Source organism: Nitrosopumilus sp., assembly GCF_025698945.1.
Taxonomy (GTDB): Archaea; Thermoproteota; Nitrososphaeria; order Nitrososphaerales; family Nitrosopumilaceae; genus Nitrosopumilus.
This window is the reverse complement of sequence record NZ_JAILWM010000001.1, coordinates 254,843-277,219: the sequence shown is the minus strand read 5'-3', so window position 1 is coordinate 277,219 and position 22,377 is coordinate 254,843. Positions and strand designations below refer to the sequence as shown.

Annotated in this window: 28 protein-coding genes; 21 read left to right on the top strand and 7 right to left on the bottom strand. The window is 34.7% G+C overall.

Annotated elements, in window-relative coordinates:
- Window positions 1-11 precede the first annotated feature (11 nt).
- From K5790_RS01775 to K5790_RS01765, 3 genes are all read left to right on the top strand, one after another.
- Entirely contained in the window at window positions 12-266 is a 255-nt protein-coding gene (locus tag K5790_RS01775; protein ID WP_297592007.1) for a hypothetical protein, read from the top strand.
- A 95-nt stretch (window positions 267-361) separates the two neighbouring features.
- A complete protein-coding gene (locus K5790_RS01770; protein ID WP_297592006.1) occupies window positions 362-508 on the top strand; it encodes a hypothetical protein in 147 nt (48 codons plus the stop codon).
- Between the two features lies 1 nt (window position 509).
- Window positions 510-1,397, top strand: a complete 888-nt coding sequence (locus tag K5790_RS01765; protein WP_297592005.1) for a HEPN domain-containing protein — start codon at window positions 510-512, stop codon at window positions 1,395-1,397.
- On the opposite strand, the gene K5790_RS01760 is transcribed toward K5790_RS01765, so the two are convergent.
- A complete protein-coding gene (locus K5790_RS01760; RefSeq protein WP_297592004.1) occupies window positions 1,394-1,531 on the bottom strand; it encodes a ribbon-helix-helix domain-containing protein in 138 nt (45 codons plus the stop codon). The genes K5790_RS01765 and K5790_RS01760 overlap by 4 nt on opposite strands.
- 462 nt (window positions 1,532-1,993) lie before the next feature.
- On the opposite strand from K5790_RS01760, the gene K5790_RS01755 reads away from it, so the two are divergent.
- Genes K5790_RS01755 through K5790_RS01730 form a run of 6 tightly spaced genes read left to right on the top strand, consistent with a single transcriptional unit; the run spans window position 1,994 to window position 5,998 of the window.
- Window positions 1,994-2,920: a hypothetical protein gene (locus K5790_RS01755; RefSeq protein WP_297592003.1), complete on the top strand. Its 927-nt coding sequence runs from the start codon at window positions 1,994-1,996 to the stop codon at window positions 2,918-2,920.
- Between the two features lie 3 nt (window positions 2,921-2,923).
- Entirely contained in the window at window positions 2,924-3,466 is a 543-nt protein-coding gene (locus tag K5790_RS01750) for a hypothetical protein (RefSeq protein WP_297592002.1), read from the top strand.
- Entirely contained in the window at window positions 3,463-4,113 is a 651-nt protein-coding gene (locus tag K5790_RS01745) for a hypothetical protein (protein WP_297592001.1), read from the top strand. The genes K5790_RS01750 and K5790_RS01745 overlap by 4 nt, the downstream gene beginning before the upstream one ends.
- Before the next feature lies 1 nt (window position 4,114).
- Window positions 4,115-4,495, top strand: a complete 381-nt coding sequence (locus K5790_RS01740; protein ID WP_297592000.1) for a hypothetical protein — start codon at window positions 4,115-4,117, stop codon at window positions 4,493-4,495.
- Between the two features lies 1 nt (window position 4,496).
- Entirely contained in the window at window positions 4,497-5,213 is a 717-nt protein-coding gene (locus K5790_RS01735) for a hypothetical protein (protein ID WP_297591999.1), read from the top strand.
- Window positions 5,210-5,998 (top strand): hypothetical protein, encoded by a 789-nt coding sequence (locus K5790_RS01730; protein WP_297591998.1) that lies wholly within the window; start codon window positions 5,210-5,212, stop codon window positions 5,996-5,998. The genes K5790_RS01735 and K5790_RS01730 overlap by 4 nt, the downstream gene beginning before the upstream one ends.
- Before the next feature lie 43 nt (window positions 5,999-6,041).
- Here K5790_RS01730 and K5790_RS01725 read toward each other — a convergent pair whose 3' ends face one another.
- Window positions 6,042-6,965 carry a hypothetical protein gene (locus tag K5790_RS01725; protein ID WP_297591997.1) on the bottom strand — a complete coding sequence of 308 codons (924 nt, stop codon included), beginning with the start codon at window positions 6,963-6,965 and terminating at the stop codon, window positions 6,042-6,044.
- A gap of 522 nt (window positions 6,966-7,487) precedes the next feature.
- Between K5790_RS01725 and K5790_RS01720 the strand changes: the two genes are divergently transcribed.
- Entirely contained in the window at window positions 7,488-8,300 is an 813-nt protein-coding gene (locus K5790_RS01720) for a ParB/RepB/Spo0J family partition protein (protein WP_297591996.1), read from the top strand.
- Between the two features lie 42 nt (window positions 8,301-8,342).
- On the opposite strand, the gene K5790_RS01715 is transcribed toward K5790_RS01720, so the two are convergent.
- From K5790_RS01715 to K5790_RS01700, 4 genes are read right to left on the bottom strand one after another with little or no spacing between them, the layout of a single operon-like run.
- Window positions 8,343-8,813, bottom strand: coding sequence for a hypothetical protein (locus tag K5790_RS01715; protein ID WP_297591995.1), 471 nt, complete (start codon window positions 8,811-8,813; stop codon window positions 8,343-8,345).
- Window positions 8,814-8,816: 3 nt separating this feature from the next.
- Window positions 8,817-9,497: a hypothetical protein gene (locus tag K5790_RS01710; RefSeq protein ID WP_297591994.1), complete on the bottom strand. Its 681-nt coding sequence runs from the start codon at window positions 9,495-9,497 to the stop codon at window positions 8,817-8,819.
- Complete coding sequence (locus tag K5790_RS01705; RefSeq protein ID WP_297591993.1) at window positions 9,487-11,799, bottom strand: sialidase family protein; 2,313 nt, start codon at window positions 11,797-11,799, stop codon at window positions 9,487-9,489. Before K5790_RS01705 ends, K5790_RS01710 begins: the two co-directional genes overlap by 11 nt.
- Before the next feature lie 49 nt (window positions 11,800-11,848).
- Entirely contained in the window at window positions 11,849-12,007 is a 159-nt protein-coding gene (locus tag K5790_RS01700; RefSeq protein WP_297591992.1) for a hypothetical protein, read from the bottom strand.
- A gap of 115 nt (window positions 12,008-12,122) precedes the next feature.
- Between K5790_RS01700 and K5790_RS01695 the strand changes: the two genes are divergently transcribed.
- The 7 genes from K5790_RS01695 to K5790_RS01665 all read left to right on the top strand — a co-directional run bounded on the left by K5790_RS01695 (window position 12,123) and on the right by K5790_RS01665 (window position 19,097).
- Complete coding sequence (locus tag K5790_RS01695; RefSeq protein WP_297591991.1) at window positions 12,123-13,301, top strand: hypothetical protein; 1,179 nt, start codon at window positions 12,123-12,125, stop codon at window positions 13,299-13,301.
- 260 nt (window positions 13,302-13,561) lie between these two features.
- Window positions 13,562-13,891, top strand: coding sequence for a hypothetical protein (locus tag K5790_RS01690; RefSeq protein WP_297591990.1), 330 nt, complete (start codon window positions 13,562-13,564; stop codon window positions 13,889-13,891).
- Window positions 13,888-14,322, top strand: a complete 435-nt coding sequence (locus K5790_RS01685; protein ID WP_297591989.1) for a universal stress protein — start codon at window positions 13,888-13,890, stop codon at window positions 14,320-14,322. The genes K5790_RS01690 and K5790_RS01685 overlap by 4 nt, the downstream gene beginning before the upstream one ends.
- Window positions 14,323-14,325: 3 nt before the next feature.
- Window positions 14,326-15,285 (top strand): plastocyanin, encoded by a 960-nt coding sequence (locus K5790_RS01680; protein WP_297591988.1) that lies wholly within the window; start codon window positions 14,326-14,328, stop codon window positions 15,283-15,285.
- Window positions 15,275-17,176 (top strand): thermonuclease family protein, encoded by a 1,902-nt coding sequence (locus K5790_RS01675; RefSeq protein ID WP_297591987.1) that lies wholly within the window; start codon window positions 15,275-15,277, stop codon window positions 17,174-17,176. The genes K5790_RS01680 and K5790_RS01675 overlap by 11 nt, the downstream gene beginning before the upstream one ends.
- 57 nt (window positions 17,177-17,233) lie before the next feature.
- On the top strand, window positions 17,234-18,121 hold the full coding sequence (locus K5790_RS01670) for a nucleotidyltransferase domain-containing protein (RefSeq protein WP_297591986.1): 888 nt from the start codon (window positions 17,234-17,236) through the stop codon (window positions 18,119-18,121).
- 397 nt (window positions 18,122-18,518) lie between these two features.
- Window positions 18,519-19,097, top strand: coding sequence for a hypothetical protein (locus tag K5790_RS01665; protein ID WP_297591985.1), 579 nt, complete (start codon window positions 18,519-18,521; stop codon window positions 19,095-19,097).
- Between the two features lie 49 nt (window positions 19,098-19,146).
- On the opposite strand, the gene K5790_RS01660 is transcribed toward K5790_RS01665, so the two are convergent.
- On the bottom strand, window positions 19,147-19,710 hold the full coding sequence (locus K5790_RS01660) for a TATA-box-binding protein (RefSeq protein WP_297591984.1): 564 nt from the start codon (window positions 19,708-19,710) through the stop codon (window positions 19,147-19,149).
- 61 nt (window positions 19,711-19,771) lie between these two features.
- Between K5790_RS01660 and K5790_RS01655 the strand changes: the two genes are divergently transcribed.
- Genes K5790_RS01655 through K5790_RS01640 form a run of 4 tightly spaced genes read left to right on the top strand, consistent with a single transcriptional unit; the run spans window position 19,772 to window position 22,374 of the window.
- Window positions 19,772-19,960: a hypothetical protein gene (locus K5790_RS01655; RefSeq protein WP_297591983.1), complete on the top strand. Its 189-nt coding sequence runs from the start codon at window positions 19,772-19,774 to the stop codon at window positions 19,958-19,960.
- 24 nt (window positions 19,961-19,984) lie between these two features.
- Complete coding sequence (locus K5790_RS01650) at window positions 19,985-20,605, top strand: cobalamin biosynthesis protein CbiN (protein ID WP_297591982.1); 621 nt, start codon at window positions 19,985-19,987, stop codon at window positions 20,603-20,605.
- Window positions 20,595-20,912, top strand: a complete 318-nt coding sequence (locus K5790_RS01645; RefSeq protein ID WP_297591981.1) for a hypothetical protein — start codon at window positions 20,595-20,597, stop codon at window positions 20,910-20,912. The genes K5790_RS01650 and K5790_RS01645 overlap by 11 nt, the downstream gene beginning before the upstream one ends.
- A 1-nt stretch (window position 20,913) precedes the next feature.
- Window positions 20,914-22,374, top strand: a complete 1,461-nt coding sequence (locus K5790_RS01640) for a hypothetical protein (RefSeq protein ID WP_297591980.1) — start codon at window positions 20,914-20,916, stop codon at window positions 22,372-22,374.
- Window positions 22,375-22,377 lie beyond the last annotated feature (3 nt).

Here is a 22,377-nt window from a genome sequence, read left to right as displayed (position 1 = left end):
TTGAATTTAAGATGAATAGAATCACAGTTACATTGAATAAGGAGATCGAACAACAATTAAGAAAAATTCAAGGTGGGCTCATTGCTGGACGAGGGGAAGACGTTAATTTTACTACAGTAATCAATACTGTTCTGCTATCAGGAATTATAGCTACTGATGAATTTTCAGAAGAAACTTGGTCTTCAATTCGAAATTTCCTTGATAATGAAAAAGAAACTCTAGATTTTGAGGGTCTGACTGATCATTTTCTAAATAAATTAAAATAATTAGAATATTTTTGAAAAATTTACATTTTCAAATGCATAAATTTCATTTATTATTTTCCCGTAATTGCTATTACAAACTCAAATGATCATTCAATATGTCATGGGCAGCATTAGCATTAATTCTTGGAGCAGCTGGCCTATATGCCATTTCACAGGATCGACGTAGATGTCCGTATTGTGGAGCATTTGTTAAAAAAAATGCTAGGAGATGTGCCAATTGTCATTCCAACATAGGAGATTAATATGATTGATTTTCGGGATTTTATGCAAAAGGCAGAATATGATTTAGACCGTTCTATGTATTTATTCAAAATAGAAGATTATGGATTTGCAGCGTATTCAATCCAACAAGCATTAGAAAAATACCTCAAAGCATATCTTTTGAAATTTAATCTTGTAACTGAAGTACACAAATTAGGGCATTTACAATATTTTGAAATTCTAAAAGAGGCCATCACAATATTGGAAAATCAAAAAAATGATGAAAAGGATGAAAACATAATAAGAGTATTAGAATCAACAATTGAACATTTTACTACTTTGCAAACAACTTTTAAAAAAGTAGAACAATCCCATGATTATAAAATTCTTTTTTGGAAAAGTTCACTAGGAATAAAATTGAATAAAAATGAACAAAATATTTTAAATGGAATTAGAATTAAAAATAATACAAGTACAAAAAAATATCTTTCAGTTTTACATAATTATTTGGGTTCACCTGAATTTCTTGCTAATTTGTTAAAAAAGAAAATACCTGTAAAATTAAAATCAAAACTTCCATTATTTATAATAGATTATCTCAATGCAATAAAAAATAATGATCAAAAAAATGCAAAATTAATCTTAGAAAAATTTATGCTTGAAGTTAAGCCTTATTTTTATGGAACTGGACCAAATTCGTTATCGAAGGATGCAACAGATTTCATGATAAAAATGAAAATGATTGATACGGCATTTGAATGGTATGAATATGGTTTATTGACTTTTCCACATCAAGAAATTGGACGATATCCCACAATTATTGAGAATACAAATTCGGAAATACTTTACGAGGAAAACAAAGATAAATTGCTACAATTAATCCAATCCATAACAATAATTTGTAATAAAATCAAGGGAATTTGCCATTAGTCTTTTTTCTTCTTTAACTCATTTAGAGCATATTCTATTCCATGAGATCTGCTTGCAAATACTTTTGATTTAATCTGAGAATCCACCCATTTCAACAAGTCCTCATCGATTGAGACACTAAATTTTTCTTTCATTTTTTCACTTTTTCTCCATTTGTTTTATCGTTAGCCTCCCAAATTTGGAAGTAATCAAAAATGATCTAAAGTAATACATAAAAGAGAGTGATGTATAGTAATCTATAGTAATGAATAGTAATGTTAATCAATACCTAATTTCAGAAGAAGAGTTCGGCATGTTTTCAGTAAACTGTCCAGAATGCAGCCAAAAGATTCTCATCACAAGACTGCGAGCACACATTGCACTAAACCACAATTAAATTATGAATTATGATAGTATGAACATGCGAAACAGGGTAAAATGTGAGATTTGTGGCAAGATGTTGCAGGGAGAAGGGTTTTTGCAAAGACATTACAAGACAATTCATAAGAATGAAAAAATTGAAAATTAAAGACTTACACGGTAAAGGTATCGTTAAACTCTACATTGTAATTCATTAGAATTACTTATCAACTCTGCAGAAATTCATTAATCAAAAGATGAACCGTTTACTGTATGCATTATTGTTGATTCCTATTTTTGCAGGTACTGCATTTGCTCAAGAATCCTCTTCACATGGAGGAATCGTTGCAAATCTTGATGATTACGTAATTGTAGAAAATGTCTCATTGGCAAGAGATTGTAATTTTGGAATGTTTACAGCATACAAAGTAGACAACTCAAAGACTGCATGTGTATCCCCTGATACTTTACGCGAACTGGTATCTCGTGGATGGGCGTTTCCTCATGCCAATCATGGATCTTGGAAAATTGATGGCCATACATCTGGTACCATAAAAGAGACATGTTCTGAAAAAACCCATATTCTGGTTAATGGCGGCTACTATCCCACTCGCGGATTTGATTTAGACTTGGAACACATTGAAAGAGTTACAGTAGACGGGTATTCTGGCGTCTCAGTCTCCCTGTATAACCCAATTGAGGGGGATCTTGGTTCTGCAAGATTTGGAAACGCCAATGTCTTTGTAGATTGTATTGCTCCAAATGTCCAGTCATTTTATGAGTGCCAAGAGGCTTCCCATTTCACCGATGTCTCAAACTGGCCAATACTAGAATGCAGAACTCTTGATGGAAAGCGATTTTCCATTGATGAGAATGCAGAGATGATAAAGATTTCCGGAATTGAGCTTTACACAATGAACCATCTTGATGATTATTCCTTGGAGTTTGTAGGAAAGACTGACAGGGTAGATTCAGAAATTACTTTTGTTATAACTACTGATGGCAATGATGTATCCACATGGACAGCATTTGCCCCTGTTGAGGGAGAGTTTCGAACTAGTGTTGTTGTAGATTCTTCATGGAGTCAGGATGGCATTTACACATTTACAGCAAAACAGAATGACATTCCACACTATACAGTCTATTTGGAATTTCAAGTTGCTGACGGGAAAATAGTTCGATAGAAAATGAGAACTAGACTATTGATAATCCTCATGTTTGCAGGATTGTTAACCCCAATTTCAAATTCATTTGCATCTTGTTTTGAAAACGAAGATTGGCTTGATGCACCATGTCTTGATTCTATAGGAAATGGAAGATATGATCAAGAAGAGATAAACAAATGGAGTCAATACTATTCTTACAAAGGGACTGAATTCATGGAACAAAAGCGTACAGAACTAAACAACGCAATCAATGAAAACACTCTACAAGAATGGGTAGATGAGTCGATTCAGAATAGAAATGTGTATGAATATTACTTTTTTTCTGGACGAGCTCCAAATACAGGTGAATATAGATGGCAATTTGACGAGTTCATGATAAATGAAAGTTCCACCATTCATGATCCCTACATCGATGACGAGCGATATCAATTAGCTTTAAAGAAAATCCCCACAGGAGGATGGGAAGTTGATCCTGAATTTAACATGATTGTAATACTTGTAGGAATTTTAGTTGGATCCGGATTGACGGTTGGATTACTTTTGTTTTGGAGAAAAAGAAGATGAAGACTAGTATTTTAGCAATAATTGGAATCATTACAATTATTTCTATTGGTTTATTTCTTATTCTACTTCAAATCCAATTTGCAGACGTTGCACCTTGTTTTGACAAAGAACAAAATCGTCATGTCCCATGCAGACCTGAGACATCAATTCAGTTCTATGAATACAAGGGAGAAGAGTGGATGGAGACAAAAAAACAGGAAATGATTGAATCCATGTTGAATAATACCTTTCATGCGTGGATTGATCAAACTAAAGATGATCACTCGCATTGGAATGTGTATCAATATTATTCCTATACCGAAGATCTGTCAAAACAAATTCTTGATTTAAAAGGAATTGATTCGGGTAGTTATTCTACTATACCTTCAAAACTTCAAAAAATCTATAATTATTGTTTTAACGATTCAATCGGTCTTGGCGTGCTTGATATTTATCTCTCTTATACAAATCAGACACATTTCATTGACAATAACACATGTGAGTGGCAACTATTAGAAAACTATCCAAATTCTGACAGTCTTTGCATACCTTGGCAACACGTAGAAAACAACGAACATAGAATTAGAAACGGTACTCATATTTTTAACAACGATACTTGCATGTGGGAAATACTAGAAACCTGTACTGGATATTGCGGAGAAAAATAAGATGGATCAACCGCAATACCAAAGCTATTGGCAGTCAATTTTTGAATGGAATTCAATTTTCATGTTTGTTCCAATGATGCTTGGAATAGTTGGCATATCTTTGTTAATTGCACATTTGATTCTTAAACGAAAGAAAAGACCTAGCAAGCCCTATCTTGTGCTAATTGTTGCAGGATATCTTCTATACTTTGGAGTTCCAAGCGCATTTCAGGGATTGATGTTGTTGTTTATGTTTACAACAATCCCAACCGTGCAAACTATGGATGTGATTTTTTCAATAATATATGTCCCAATAGTTGGGTTTTCATTTACAATAATTGGAATACTGTTAATTGTAAAACCACCGTCTGTTAGAGCATTGTACAGGAAGTATTTTGATTGATATGAAAACTAGACTATTGATAATTATTGCACTTGCATTAGTTCCATTTGTTTTCCTTAATGTAGATGCTAGTTGTGATAAACAAGTAGGACATGCTGATGAATCATGCACTCCTGATGAACTGCTAGAAATCTGTCACACTCTATGGAGTCCAAGGTATGATGGAAGTGCAACCCTAGGCAATATTTTTTGCAGGGCGGTTTATGATTTGGATTTAAATGAAAATGATGTTAGAAAGTTAGGAATTCACCTAGATTGGGAAAACTATGCAATGGAATCTGCAAAAGAATTTGTAGATGATTGGGGTTTTTATCAAGATCATGCAATTCCAAATACCTTGCAAATTCACCCATCAATTAGTATGAGTGATTCTTTGCCTCCGATTATGAAAGTCCAGATTTCTTTTGATTGGATTGATGGATCTGAAATCAAAATATTTGATGAATCTTTAAGGATATACATGAAATATACTCCTGAAATAATTCCATTACCTGAAAATACTTGGGTAATAATGCCACCACGCGAATCCTCACTCTCCACTAATCAATTAGATGAAAGGTGTAGAAATGGTCAAGCACTTTGCCAACCTCCTGTAGCACATGATCCATATGTTACAATGTCTGGAAATAATTTAGAAGTAATAATTTTGACATTACTTGTTGGTGGTATTAGTGTGTCCTTCATTCTTGGAATTATCTATTGGTGGAAAAGAAAATGAAAACTAGACTATTGATAATTGTTATTGGATTATCTGTTGCAGGAATCTTTGGCATTGTGTATGGCATTAATCAGTATGAGTATAATCAGGATTTAAAACAGCTTAAAGAATGGAGAGATATCCGAGAATCCATACTATCTGACATAAAAGAAAATAAAATCCGTAACCAAACAGTACAAACTACAGACATTAGTTTACTATCTGATGAGGAACACTGTGCATGGACTTTCGACAATTCCATGAATGAGTTTGTAAAAGAGCAAGAAAAGTACAACGATTCAACTGATGCAAAATCAAAGCCATTATCAGAAGACCAAATAATACCAACTTCAATACAGTTCGCTAAATGGCGAAGTATGAGTTGTGCGTTCTCAATTCCAGAGTGGGCACATCTATCATCCTATGAAGATTGGATTTGGGAAAACATTGCACCAACATTCAAAATTAGAGGACTGCACTCACGTATGGTAGTTGACGAACCAATGTTCATAACGATTGAGAAGATGGGTTATCATATGTGTGATTCATGGGATGCACGAATAGTTGATTTTAAAGACAATTCCACAATATGGAAGAAGACATATCACTCAGGATGTGTTGTTACAGAACCTACAACACCGAAACTATTCCAATATACAATATCTAATGAAATTAATCCCGTGGTAATTTCTACTCTTGGCAACTATACATTTCAGATAGAAATTGGTCATACATTTTTGAAAAAGGATTTTACTGTAATAGAATATTTTGAAGACATAGTAATGTATGATGAATGGGACAGATAATGAAAACTAGGTATAAAATTACAATGCTTGTAAGTCTAAATCTTTAGAAATACCCATCAGCCCATCCTCTATGAACAAGAATGTTAATTGACTCTGGTTTTACACATGCAGGAGAACCATCATGTCTCTGAATTAGAACAAGATTTTCTTTGCACTGTATTTCATCAAATGGGATTCCGAATGTATGCTGTTTTAATGGACTGTGTATGATGTGATTATTTAGAAAATCAACCATGAGTTGTTTTTCATTGTAATAGTATTGTAGACTCGCAGGTTTGTTGTCTTTGTAATACTTGTATGTGTAAATTACAGGCGAAAAGCAGTCAGTTGACAGGACACCTTCTTCTCGGACATATACGACAAGAAATACTTTTTTGTCACCTGTTCCATCTTCGTAAACAATAGGTGCTTTTAGTGGACTGGATTCATCAATTCCATTTACAAAAGATACCGCGTTTGGATATTTGGAAAGAAACGTCCTTACAACAACGTCATTATGTAAAAGATTTTCATAAATTTTCAAGTCGTGAAGCAAATCACATTTTTCAGCAGAATAAACTGGAGAGTCATTTGATTTTGTAACTATAACTTGCCCACTTGCATGGCCAAATATCCAGCTATGAAAAGAATATTTTCCAGATTTTGTAAAAACATGTGAAAACGTATCATTTGCATTAAGATAATTACTTTGAAATTCTCCATCAAAATCAGTATTTATTCCAACATCAGTTTGTGTACGAATGCCACTAGATATCTTATGTCCGGATTCCTGAGCAACCCATGTAACTTTGGTGTTGGGCGAAACTACAAGTGTTGAGGGGTTAAAGCATGTATCATTGAACTTGCAGCTTTCATTTTGTGCTCCTTGTAGAACATAGATAAATTCTTCCGGAGTCTCAGATGATCCAAATACGGGTGAAAATACCATCACACCAACAAGACCAAAAAAAATAGCTAAACACTTCATACTGTATGAAATTTTATTCTATCATTGAAAAGTGCTTCTGATGTTTTGTGTCTAATCCATATGGATTTGAACTCGTTCTAACTCAAAATTACATTTCAAGCATTGTTTTTTCTATATTGCTTTATCAGCAATAATTGATTTCGTGCATTGGCATTTTTTGGTCTGGTTCGAAGACCCATATTGCAACATGGGCAATGGGTTCCATCCCAACTAACAAAAATATCACATATAGAGCATCGTTTATGACCCAATGCATAATGACTATTTCCGGAATTTGATTTTGATTTGTATCGTATACACAATCCTCTACATGCCATACGGTGAATTTAAAAAAATAATCATTAATGAATTAAACTCATACAATAAGATCTATGTTTTGCATAATAAATTTAGATATTTTAGAGTATAATGTTTAGAATCAAAGAAACAAGTTCAGAATCATATTTAGTTTAAATAATTAACATCAAAATAATTTAGAATAAACCCAATCTTACTTAAGAAAGATATCAGTATGAGTATACGGTGGCAAGATACAAACCAACCATTTCATACAGACTAAAAGAAATACCGGTTAAACAAATTAAAGTATGGAAAGAAGCACAGGCAAGAAAATTAGATAGGGAAGGAATTTCAGAGCTTGCCAAATCAATTAGAACTGAAGGACTGTTAAATCCACCATTAGTACAAAAGCAAGGCAAGAACACATACCTGCTAATGTCAGGTCAGAGAAGATTAGCTGCCATGAAAAGGCTGGGCGCAAAAAAGATCCCAGTTCACCTGCTTACTAAAAAAACAGAGTATGATCTGGAAAATGCAAAGGCAGCATCAGTGGTTGAAAACATACACCGAAACGACATGAATCACAAAGAGATTGCCGATGCCTGCAAATTTCTAACTGAACAGATTGGAAAATCAGCAGCTGCCAAATCAATGGGCATGTCACCATCAACATTGAACAAGTATCTCGGATTTGCAGGAGTTCCAGACAGACTGAAATTGTTAGTCCCATCACTTATTTCCAGAGATGAAATGACAAGACTGTATTTCATTGTGCCGAATGTATCAAAGGCAGAAAATATAGTGCAAAGAATATCTACTTTAGATTCATCGCTACGAAAAAAGTATCTTGTAGCACTATCACAAGCCCCAAAATCATCACACCCTAAACTGTTAAAGTGTGCAAAATCTATGCGCGTAAAACAAAACATATCATTCAAGTTATCCAAAACAAATGCCAAAAAATTGGCAAGTGAGTCAAACAAGAAAGATATCCTGCCTGATGAATTGGCAAGCAAGATAATATCTGATTATTTAAAACGCAAACGACGAAGATAGACTATTCATGATTCAAATCACGACAGATTTGAACTCTACTTTTCATTTTCTTTTTCTCCACATAATGAAACTTACAATTGTAATTAAAGTTAGAATTAGTGTAAATAAAATGATCAGAGTTTCATTTGAGATATATTCAGGAGGAATGAAAGTAGGATCATATTTTACAAAAAAACTATCATATGGAAGACTGCTTTGAATTTCATTTCTGGATAAATAATATTGGTAAACATTGTGATTTTCTAATTTCTCAACCCATTCTTCGATAGTTCCTTGTTCTAAGACTTGATGGAGTTCAATTCTTTTTGTTTCCATCCATTCCGAACCTTTGTGATCATAATACGGAGCCCATGCTTTATTGAAGTCCAAATGACTTACAGGGCCCGTATCAAAACACGGAGCATCAGGCCAGTCATCATTGTAGATACATTGAGCATAAACGATAGGAGTAATGATTGTAAATACACCCGCAAATATTATTCCAATAATTGTGATCACGTATTTAGTTTTCATTTTCTATAACTCTCCAAAATCATGATTCAAGCTGTACCGAATGATCTCCGGATACTCACACTGGAATCTGTCTTCTGGCTCTATTACAGCATGCCAGGTCAAAAAGTAATCCACATCATCAATTGTCGTAGTTCCAAGATATTGCACTATGGTTGCACCAGTGCCATCAAAGTTTCCGCAATGCGTGATAAATGAATCGTATTTTTCAACAATTGTATCAAATTCAAAGTCTTTAGTAATCTCATATGTTGTTCTGTCCTTGTTTCCTATGCGATAGTCCTTGTCTGCAAACGTAAACAGTGCGGTATTTTCATCAATGAGTTTCATGTTCTTTATTGTAAATATTCCTCCTTCAAGACCTACTCTATCAAAGTGAAGCTCGCCGTTAATCCCGTTATTTCCAGTGATAAATGAACTCAGGTGGTCTCTGTTTTGTGGGTCATGTATCTTTGGTTTTTTGTAGCAATACTGGTTCATTGACGGAGTGGTATAACATGTGGAATCTTTTTCATCATGTGTCTCTTGGAACTCATTTGGTTGTATAGGAAAGTTTGGAACTATTTTGGCTTTGTTTAGTGGAACAGAATATGTGTAAAAGTCAGATATTGCAGAATAGTTTATGGATATTAGAATAAAACCAACTACAAAAACAGAAATTACAAGTAAAATATTGCTAGTTTTCATTTGTCGTTACATCGTAACTCAGAGTGTCATTTTTAATAATAAACACAAATTGTTTTTCTGTTTCTGTATCTGCATCCCAAGAGGTGATTAACGCAATTATAGAGCCATCTTCTTGCATGTTTCCAATGAAATATGAAGGACATTCATAATCGATAACAGAACAGATTTGATCAGCCATGTCTCCTCTAATCTGAATATTTCCAGTTCTCTGTGAACCATTCTCATCACACGTATAGTCTTTCAAATATTTTAGAATGAATGATTGAGGTACATCATTTTGATGGACTCTTTTCACATAGCAATGAAGCTCCATATTTTCTACCTTAAAGTTTTTGTTAAATTCCAAATCCATCCTAATGCGAAAATCATCTTCGTTTCCTGCAAAATAAGATACATGATCATTCTTTACTGAAGCTTCTGCGTCTGAATATGTTTCATAAAATGCCATTACTTCTGGCAGGTTACTGTAACGTTTCAATAAAGATTCTTTTGTTGTCAGAGTTAAGCCAGTCCATCCTCTCTCAATTAGTTTCTGTTTGGTTGATTCAGTGACACATGCAGGAGAACCATCATGTCTCTGAATTAGAACAAGATTTTCTTTGCATTGCATTTCATCAATAGAAATTCCTAATTTTAGCTGTTTATGTGGTGAAACATAATCTAAAGTGATATCCATGCTATCAATCAATTCAATTTCTTTGCCTCCAGGTGTTGTTGAATCAAGATAGGATACTGTCACCACATCTCCTGGAATGGTTTTGAGCATTTGTATGCCAGATTTTTCAGAGGTGAATTCAATATCAATATAGAAAACACCAGTATTTTGTCCACTTTCAATCATGTCTAAATTGATTCCAGTGAGATCTGTTTTTGACCATGCCTTTGCTGTGAATATGTCGACTCTGTCTGGATTGATGTTCATGTCAGGATCTGTTATCTTTACAACACCATAGCCTCCAAGACGAGGTGTGGAGTCAACCCATTCTACTGTGCCTATTGTGTAGTTTGGAATCTCTGTATACGAGTCTGGGATTTGTTCTGCATCAGAAATTTGCGAGAATTCATCAAGGAGTGGATTTTCTGGTGATTCTTCATGTGTCTCTATTTGATTCTGGTTTGATTTTGAGAAAAAAACATCCAAGGGGGATGTTAACAACTGACGATACTCCCATGTGACAAAGAGATTTGTGCCATCAGTAGTAAATGATTGTCCATCTGAAAATCCATTATCATTACTTATTTTTTGTGTAGTGCTAAATGTTGCACCGCCATCAGTGCTGTTAGACAAGACTATCCAGCTGTCTTTTGATGTTGAATCAGTCCAAGTAATATAGATGGTTGTACCGTTCGTAATCATAAATGGTGTAACAGAGTTTTCTTTGTTATTGCTAATGTTTTGGGGAGTGCTAAATGTTGCACCGCCATCAGTGCTTTTTGCAAAAAACACATCACCACTTCCATTGTGAAATTCAAACCACGTGACAAAAATGTTTGTGCCATCAGTAGCAACATGAGCTCCAACTGAGCCATCATCGCTGTTGCTGATGTTTAATGGAGTGCTAAATGTTGCACCGCCATCAGTGCTTTTTGAGACAAGTATGTCTGTGTTGCTCAGGGACGTATTATCTTGCCATGCAACAAAGAGATTTGTGCCATCACTTGCAATTGAGGGGAATGAGGAAAATCCCTCATTATTGCTAATATTTTTTGGCTCACTGAATGTATCTCCTCCGTCAATACTTTTTGAAAATGATACTTCCATGTTTTTGTATGATCTGTTGTTAGAATATGTAATATCAAACCACGTGACAAAAATATTTTTTCCATCAATAGTCAAAAAAGGCAAAGATGAAAAAGATGAGTCATTACTTATTTTTTGTGGAGTGCTAAACGTATTGCCCCCATCTGTACTTTTTGAAAAGTAGATTTCAGAATGACTGTCATCTTGATATCTGTATGTCCAGGCGATGAAAATATTTGCTCCATCCACTATGGCAAAGGGAGTAGTAGAGGCACCAGAATTGTTACTGATATTTTTTGGGGTGCTGAATGTAACCCCGCCGTCAGTACTTTTTGAAATAAGGATATCTGAACTTTTATGTGCAGATGTGAATTCAGACCACGTAATGAAGATATTTTTTCCGTCAGTTACCACAAAAGGTGCAATAGAATCATGAGAATTGTTACTGATATTTTGAAGGGGTGTAAAATCAGTGATTGCATAGGCGTTTGAAACTGAACCGATCATAATTGCAACTATGAATAAAGCAAAAAATCCCAACACAAAATGAACAATTTTCATAAATTCATAAGTTTTACTGTTCTTTTGTATGCCTATTTTTCATCTATGATTACCATTCATCTACAAGTGATGATATTTGTGGAGTAATCATTTTGAGATCAATTGATTTTTTATCTTTTTGGATACTGCTTACCAATGCCCAAGTTTTATTTCTTGATTCATATTTTAGGTAATGATGTTTTGATATATAAACAACTAACAATTTCACAAAAAATCTCTACAACAGTGTTTTCTTCATTGCAAATATTTTATAAAAAATATTCATGAGTTGGATACAAAACCTCAGAAGCACTTTTCAATGACAGACTAGGATTTCATACTGTATGAAGTATATTGTATTACTTGTTTTAGTTGGATTTATTGGCATTGCATTTGCAGAACATGATCCAAATCAATCTCTTGAACACTCAATTATTCTTCCTCTAGAAATCAAAGAAAAAACATTTGACGAGTTTATGGAATGGTGCATGCCTTATTATGGAGAAAAATGTATGGAACTAGAAAAAAATCGAATCCATGTTACCTTATCTCCACTAAATCAATTCAAGTCAGGAGTTCCAATTGATGAGATTCAATGTAAAGAAAACTTGTTTTTGATACAGAAACATGATGGCTCTGTTGCATGTGTGTCTGAAAAAACAAAACAAAAACTGATTGAGAGAAATTGGATCACGGCAAGTGGGGATTCAGATATTTTTGATTCTGTCCCTTCATCTGATTACAAAATAAAAACCACGGCTGGTGCTACTCATGGAAGCCAGTATCAAGTTTCCGGTGGTACAGTTAATGATGTTCTGTATGATGAACAATCAAATTCCTTGACTCTTTTGCTGGGTGAATCTGAGGGAGGTTATCTTCAAATTGTCATGCCTAGTGGATTGTTGTATCTTCCTTCAGATGCACCATTTGTTTACTCTGTAACAGTTGATGGCAAGCCCACAAAATTTGAGAAACTTTCTCCAATTCTTTTGAGAATTCCGTTTGAAAAAAACACGCAACACATTGAGATTGGTGGAATCAACAGTGTTTCTGACAGCCTTGACATTTCAAATGAGGAAAGAAACAGCATGCTTGCTCTCGGATACAAACTGTTTCCGGGTGTTGGATGGATACATATGTCCAATCATACAGGTATCCAAAACCCCATCTATAGAAATCATCCTGATACAGGAGAACAAGTTTTGGATATTGATTCCATGATACAGGTTCAAGGAATTTTTGAAAAATGTGATTATGCACAAAAACTAAGGTCCGGTGAAATTCCGGCACAGAATCCTGATGGAAGTTACAATGCTATATCTGCTGAACTTCGAGCTTATCATAATGGAACAAATTACATTGATAGCAATACCTGCAAGTGGGCCGATTCGCTTGAATTACTAACTTATCATTGCTTTGAGGCAAAGCCTGCAGAACAGAACTGGTATTTTGGTCCTGATTACTTTGATAACGGGACGCACCATCTTGATAGACAGTATTGCGAATGGGAGATTAGAAAATGAAAACTAGACTTTTGATAATAATTGGTGAGTAAATTGGAAGTTTATGGGTATGTTCTAATCGGTGCAGGGATATTTCTGGGAATGTGGATAGTGCCAAGCTTGCCAATTTATGAAGGATCTGAAAATTGCAGTCCTGCTTTTGAATCTAGATTCTTTGGCCAATGTTATTCACCCAAAACACCCTTTCCATTTCTTATGTCATTATTGGTAGGGATATGCATTTCGATTATTATTAAAATAACAAAAAAGGAAACTAAAAAATGAAAACTAGATACAAAACATCACTAATCATTGCAACAAGTACTATTCTCTACATTTTGTTTCATGGTGGAATAACTAACCCTTGTATGACTTTGTACAATGATGGGCCAAATTGTTTTATGTTCTGGCTTCCGGATACTAGTATCCATATTTCAAATCATAACTGGGATTCAGGTGATGGCATTGGCGCTTGGTCTGGGACTGGAGAAATTTATCAACCTACAGTATATGATGATCTAAAAGATAATAGTGGTTTTATCTTCTGGCACATGATACTTCCAATATTTGCAATACTGATGATGTATCAAAGGGATAGGCATAGAAAATGAAACATGTCATGATTCCATATAGGCCAGATGATGTGTTTTATCGAGCATTTCAAAATGCACTAAACATTGCAAAACAAAACAATTCCCTGCTTTCGCTAGTCAAGGTGATAAGTTATCCTGCCGGTATTGGAATGGATGAATTACTAATGGTTGACTTGGTATCTCGTGAATATGACATGCACCAATTTGACGAGATACTGCCAAAACTACAGAAAGAAGCAAGTTCTGCCAAAGTCAAACTGGATGTTCACGTACTTGACATGCGTCTGTCACCTGCCAAGGCTTTTGTGAAATTTGCATCAAGCCATGATGTTGAACTTATGGTTGTGGGAAGCATAACAAAAAAAGGATGGACAAAACATCTTGGTTCGGATATTTCAGATGAGATAATGGATTTGAATCCTTCATGCAATGTGATCTTGGTGGAATAGAAAATGAAAACCAACAAAACAATCATAATTTCATCTATCTTACTGGTTTCAATAATCCCTATGTGGTATTTTTCAAGTCACTCTTTTACTTTGGATGATGAGAAATTTTGTGAGATAAATGATGAGGGTTTTGACAGAGTCGTCAAGTGTGTGTATTTTGATTCTGGAGATGTTTTACAAAATAATAAACCATACAAACCAGGTCCCGAACAACTTCAAATGGTTTTAGATTATTGTAATGATGCTTCTGAAATGAAAAACGCAATTGGTTTTGAATATTTCAATGACACACATTACATTAACAATAATCTTTGCAAATGGCAAAAGTTAACCAAATTCCCAAACTCTGACGAATACTGTATTCCTGGTCAAAACATGTGGACAGATGTTAAAGAGATAAGAAATTACACCCACATCTACAACACAGACAAGTGTATGTGGGAACAAGAGTTTAGTTGGACTGCTCAATATGGTAAATCTGATCCAACTGTAATGATTCTACGAGGTGCAGTTATTGAAGGAAATAAAAGTCTAGATCCTGAGGTAATTACTGTTGTATTGGGGAAAAACAATACTGTGACATGGGTTAACCGAGATGATGTGGCACATGGATTATCTAGTGATTATGAAAATAACATGTGGTGGACTGGAGTTATGGAACCTGACAAATCAGCATCTGTGACCTTTAACAATACTGGAATCTTTAGTTATCATGGAACTCCTGGTCCTTGGATATCTGGTACTGTAGTTGTACTGCCTGAAAACTATAATGAATCAAATTTACCTTCATCTGATGATTATGATTTTGAGCGAATACATATGATTAATGCTTGTACTTTTCATTCTCTTTGCTTTGGGGTTTTTGAGAATGGCACTCAGACTATGACTCAGTGTGATTTTCTTATGCATGGGTGTGGTCCTGTTTCTTTTGATGGTTATGTAGAGGAAGAAAATGAAAGTTAATTTTTTGATAATCACTGTACTTGGAATTTTTGCCACTTCAAGTCTTTTTGTATATGACGTGCATGCTTCTATCTATTTTGATAAAGATGCATACACTTGGACTGATAAAATTAACATCAGAGTCACAGAACATGGTGTGGATTCTGAAAATACCCTAGTAAAAATACACACTTCAAATCACGAACTCAAAAACTACAAACTGGCAAAGGCTGGAAACGGATTATTCACTGGAGAGATAACTCTTACTGGTTTTTCTCATGATGTCACCGGAGATGGGGAATCCGACACTGATCCTAAGACTGTTGGCAGTGGTCCTAACAATGGGTTTCTTGAGAGTGGAAGAGATGATGATTTTACACTTTCCATAAAATTTGCAGATGGTGATGAGGTTAAGAAAACTGCAAAAATCAATTGGAATATTGGCACTGTTGATTTTGATAGGTTGTTTATTGACTCTAGGGAGTATATCTACATCAAAGTACATGATGTTGATATGAATCTTAATCCTGAATCCCGAGACAAGGTTCCTATACAAGTATTTTCTGATTCTGATAAAGCCGGACTGGTAATTGATGCAAGAGAGATTACTGATGATCCCGGAACCTTTGTAGCTGGTTTTTCAATTTCCACCCAACGTGATTCTAATGGGAATCGTTTGTTTGCACTGCCTAATGATACAATTTATGTGCAATACGATGATTACACCCTTCCAAAACCATATGGGGTCGATGATAATTTGGAAATCTTGGTGGAATTGCCACCATTCCCACTTGCAAAACTAGATAACAAAAAGATAGAATGGAGTCAAGCAAATTACAAAACAAAAAATGGTACAAGCTCTGCCAAAGTTATTGTAACTGATTTTCAACAAAATAAATTCCCAAATAGCATTGATACTGTTAAAGTCAAAATCATTTCTGATAGTTCCATAGAAGGAATTACTATTGATCTTTATGAAACAAACAAAGATTCTGGGGTTTTTGAGCGCACATTTGCATTTAGCGATAAACGCTCTGCACCAAACATTCTGTATGGAAGACAAGGAGACACCATGACTGCATTATATGATCCTGTATCATCTTTTGACTCTAAAGGAATTTTTATGGCTGCAACCACCTTACTGGGTTCTACTGGCCCTCCTCTTGAAAGGGCTCCTGCATCATCTCCCAGAATTTTAGATGTATTTGGAAATTCAATTGATTCTCCTGTAGTTGGAGAACAAATGCAGATAACATCTGATATTGCAAATGGTCAGGACCGAGAACAGAAATTTGCATATCTTGTAATGATTCAGGATGATACTGATGCTGCTGTATCTTTGGCATGGATTGATGGTATCTTAAATCCTGAATCTTCTTTTAGTCCATCTGCATCCTGGATTCCACAAAAAGCAGGTCAATATGTGGCAACAATGTTTGTTTGGGAAAGTGTAGATAATCCAACTGCTTTATCTCCTCCAATTCAGATTTATTTTACAGTATCAGACGAAAAGACAATCCAGTTACCCCCTGATGATGAACCTCTGTGTAGAGGCACTCAATTATGTCTAACAGAAACAATTCTGCGAATTGTAGATGGAGATACAATATATCTTAGCGGTGGATATGAGGTAAGACTGTCTCTTGTAAACACTCCTGAAAGACACCAGATAGGGTTCCATGATGCCAGCAAGTTTACTGCAGAGATGTGTCCTGTTGCAAGTACTGTAACAGTGGATCAAGACGACAAGCAACCATATGATGTCTATAATAGATTGCTTGGCAAAGTAACGTGTCAAAACAAAATACTTAACGCAGAACTACTCTATTCTGAACATGCAGAGATACTGATACAATACTGTTCTACAAGTGAATTCTCTGATGAATCTTGGGCTCAGGAATTTGGATGCTGATGATATACTTCTGCAATGATTTATGAGTATGAACAAGTAATGAGTTTTTGATTTCTTTTGTCCATTCGCAATCAAAAACTAAAACAATTCATGGAAGAACTAGTTGCAGAATTGACTACGCAATTTCCTGATGAATTAGTTTCGTTTGTATTGTTTGGTTCTGCAACAACTGGAGAATGGATACGTGGGAAATCTGATATTGATTGTATTGTTATTATCAAAAATAAAACACTTTGTAGCTCAATAACAGAGTATCTAAACAAACTTTTACTTGAACTTGATGCAAAGTATGATCTAAAATTATCTGAGACATGTACATCATACAAAAAGACCGACAATTTTGCATTGAACTTGATATTCAAAACTGAAAATAAAATGATGTTTGGACAGCCATTTTATGTGGTAGCAGAAGATCAACTTGATTTGAAAGGATTTAAGATAAGAAAAAATCTCAAAGTAGAACTTGGAACACGAACTATTGCGTCCCTTGGTTTGTTCTTGCAGCGAATTAAAAATACTGGAGTTATTTTGTATGGAAAAGACATCAGAAAGGAAATTCCAAAAACTGTTCCTGCACTTGAGAAGGTAAAGGCATCATTTAATGCAATGTTGCTTTTAATGATGAGTTTTGTGATATTTCCTTTTAGTCCAAAGTCTGCGTTCTCTCATGCTGTAAAGGCAAATTTCTGGGCATGCGATGATGTATTATTTGCACTGGATAAACCACTATCCACTACAAAACAAGAGGTGGACCAGATTTTGGCTATTTTTGGTAAATCAAAAATTGATTCAGAACATCTGATGAAATCCCTAGAATACAAGAAAATTAAAGAAAATATGGTGATGAATCATGTATTTGTAATGCGATACATGCTAAAGAGTACAAAATTTGTGTACGGATTGTATGCAATTACACTACAAAAATTATTTAGAATTTCCCATTGAAACTGTGTAAGAAAAAATGAAAGATAAACCATTCAAATGCAATAAATGTCAAATGACATTTACTGAAGAGATCCGATTAGTTCGACATTATAATAAAGCTCATCCTGAAAAACCAGACAATTATACTCAAAAATGGTATTGGGATAACTCAAATCCTCTTAAGGGCTGATTGGTTAATTGTCTACAAAAGATTAGAACACTTTATGACCATCGTATTGTTTGTTTGATTATGTCTCTTGTAACAGAATATGTTGCAATGTTGTTCTTATTCTTGGGGTTTTCACCTATTATTGTCGGATTTTCAACTCTGATTTTCATTAAAAGCAGACAATCCAAAAAAATATTCAAAAAACCAAAGGATACATTTCAGGAAATTTTTGGATTGTGATGAATCAACATGGCAACTAGACTATTAGAGAATTTAAGAAAAAGAATAATTCTTGTAATTTTAGGAATCATTACATCTTATTTTGGAATTATACCCTTGGGAATTTTTTATCATATGTTAGTTCCTTCTTCATTGCCTGATCCTTTGTCGTCATATTTTTTCTTTAACAGTATGAGAATTGGAATTATGGTATTGTTTTTGTATTTTGCCCTAGTCTATGTTAAACCATCACTTGTTCCAAAACAAGAAAAATACAAAAAACTTGTCTTGCTTGTAATCTCTGTGATCGTAATTCTTGTAATTTTGCTGCCAAGTGGGTATGTCATTCCACAACTAGAACAAGGTGGATGTACTACAAAATCTGGAAACTATAATGATGATGGTGATTTTCGTGGTTCCTCTTCACAAGGAGTAACAACTGAATCTGAATGTATTGATAATTGTATATTTTCTGGCAAGTTTAACACACGAGAAGAAAAATTTTGTGAGTTTCATGGTATGTTTGGAAAAACACATTGGATGAGAACTCCTGGTGATTTTGATACTCCTGTATTTGGGGAGATCATAAAACGAAAACTAGATTTTTGATAATAGGAACGCTCATGATTTAATTGACTTTTCTTGCATTTGAACCAAATTAACTGTCATACAGCATCAGTCCTTTCTCCTCAAGCAAAACATGCAAAGAGTTTACTGCACGGTATACTTCTTGTGCAGTCTTTCCGCCAGTGCAAACTAGTTTACCTGATGCAAAAATCAGGATCACTACTTTTGGATCAAGCATCCTGTGGATTAATCCTGGAAACTGCTCAGGCTCATACATGCTTCGCGGCACTGTTCTTGCTGCTTTTTCAAGGTGAATCTTTCCTCCAAGATTAATTGATGCTACAATATTTTGAATGGTGACTATTGCTTCTTTTTTTATTTTGATTTTTCCTTCTCTGAGCTGCTCTACTACTGTTTTGACTGCTTTTCTTGCCATGTCTTCTGATTTTGAGCCAGTACAAACCATCTTCCCAGTCCTAAATAGTAATGTTGCAGTCTTGGGCTTTGTAAGTCGAAAAACGGCGCCAGGGAATTGTTCAGGATTGTACTCTACTTTAGGAAATTTTTTCTGAATAACATCAAGATCTAAGTCCTGATCAATTGTAGCTGAGGCCACAACATTTTCAATACTTACAATGGGCTTTGTCTGTGGCATGAAGATACGCATTTGGTTGTTTTGAATTATTTATAATTTGGTACAAATCTAATTTCCTAGAATGAGAAACTCATACTTTTGCTGGTATGAATCAATAGAAATTCCTTTTATTGATGATTTTGTATTTTACTCCATGATTAACTATTACAAGTATCTAAAATGTCCCAAATGTAAGGAATCTGGACTGTATTGTGCTGTCCACAGAAATGAAGTAGAACAAATGCTTGAAAAAGAACAAGTTAATTCTTAAAATGCATAGTGTTACGTAGAGAAAATGAAAACTAGACTTTTGATATTTACATTTGTGTTCTCAGCAATGTCAATCATATTTTCGATATCTGATGTGTCTGCTTGCCTTTGTGATGAATTGACTGTTGAACAAAGAATTAATCGAGCAGATGTTGTCTTTTCAGGAACAGCAAAAGACAGCCCATGGAGTTTTTCAGATGACTCTATTGCAACAGGTTTTGATGTTCATAGAGTTTGGAAAGGTGGCGATGTTTTTCCTTTAATTAAAAACGGTTTTGTTATAGTATCTACTGCAAAAGTTAGCACAGCTTGTGGGGTAAATTTTATCCAAGATAAAGAATACCTGATTTATGGCAAAATAGATGGAAACAATTTGCAAACTACCACATGCGATGGTTCATGGTTTTTGGATGGCAGAAATGATGATGTTAAAGTTCTTGAAACTATGGGTTCCACTCATGTTTTTATTGATGCACGAGAGATCAATTTTTCACAATCACATGATTGTAGAGGTCCAGGGCTGCACAGTGTAGAAGAATGTGAATTTGGAAAACTTGTACGCAATATCTTCTTGCCACTTGGAATTGCTTTTCCCATTGTAGGAATAACCGTATTTTTTCTTTGGAGAAAAAGAAATGAATGGTAGATTCTTGTTTTTGCTTGTTGTTTTAGCTACTTGCATTCTCGTATTTGTTTGGGGTACTCTAAATTATCTTATGTGTCATACTGATACTCCAAGTGATCATCCCACAGAACTATGTCGAACAAATATGGATGTTTATGCAGTTCCTGCGTTTATTGTAACGTTTGTGATTATAGGTATTGTTCCAATACTGACTTGGATGAAAACAAAAGATCACAAACTGAAAATAATTTTTACGGTCTTATCTGGAATTGGAATCTTTTTTAGTTTTGTCGGAATACTGTTTTTAATTTTAATGGTTAGGAACTAAAATGAAAACTAGACATTTGATTCTCATTGGATTTGTTTCATTACTTGGATTGACTGTAATTTCTCCAGCAAATGCATTGGAATTTGAGCCATTAATTGCAAGAAATGCAAACGATACTGTTGTATCTGCTGGAATTGTCGGACAACCAATAATCTTTGAAACTGTTATTACAAACAATGAAGAAGATATTGAAAGTTTTGAAATAGCATTCACTACACGTACCGTAAATGACAAAATATTGGATCATCAAAAACAACACATCCTTCTCAAATATGGCGAAACTACAACTGTTTCATATCAATTCGTCCCACCCACCGAAGGGAACTATGTTTTAGGAATTTTTTATGACAAGCAACCATTTTTAGATATAGTTACATTTCCAGCACTAGAGGAAAACAAAACCTATCCAAAAAAGACAGTCCTGATATACTCTGATTCTTCTGGTGACTGTATTGTAGCCTGTACAGACCCTTCAGTGGTAACCATTGATGTTGGAACTGTTGTGGAATGGCACAATACGACTCCTGACAAACGTAGTGTTTCAACTGGAAATTATGTGGAACACAAGGATGGTATTGGATGGAGTTCTACTGATAGATTTCACAGTATAATCATTCCTGAAAGAATCTCTTCATTTTTGTTTTACCAACCTGGGGAATTTCAATTATTTCTGGCAGAACACAGAACTCAGGATCTGATTGGTACTGTTCATGTCATGTCCGACCAGTTCCGAGAAGCAGACAAGACATTTAATATCTTAAACAAAATAATGAATGATGATGAGTTTGGCATCCCAATTTCATCTCTGTCTATTAATCCGAAAAACTCAGTTATTACTGTTGGAATAAATGACAAACGCAATTCATTATTTACATTAGATGTCTACAAGACTATGTTGTACAAGCAGGTGGGAAATGTTTACTTGAACATAGTATCTGATCATAATTCTCCAACATGGTGTGATGTAAATGATGAAATTGCAGTAAAAGCTATGTTGTACAAAGATCCAGTGGTACAACAATTCCTTCAAAGTTACCCATCTGCAACATTTGAGCACTTTAAGACCCCTGATGAGCCAGGAAATCCCCGTACGTATTCAGAGTTTCATTATGGAATATTTCTTTTGAGAGTGCTTGTTTTGACATATGACCAACAAGGGGTTTGCTATCCTGTGTGGGGTTATACCATAGGTTATGATGATCAAACATCTGAAACCAAAGGATTGTTTGAAAATATCTATGTAAAGTCTGATGGGATATCTCAACCAATTAGCAAGGTGAAAAAGCTTTCAACTCCCTACGAGCAGACAAAATCAGGAATAGACAAACACAATATTCAATGTACTGAAGAATTTACATTACTGCTTAAACCTGAAACACGAAAGCCTGTTTGTGTTACTGGAGATACTGCAAAGAAGCTAATTGGCAGACATTGGGCTGTTCCTGTTTCAAGAGGCATGTAGAAA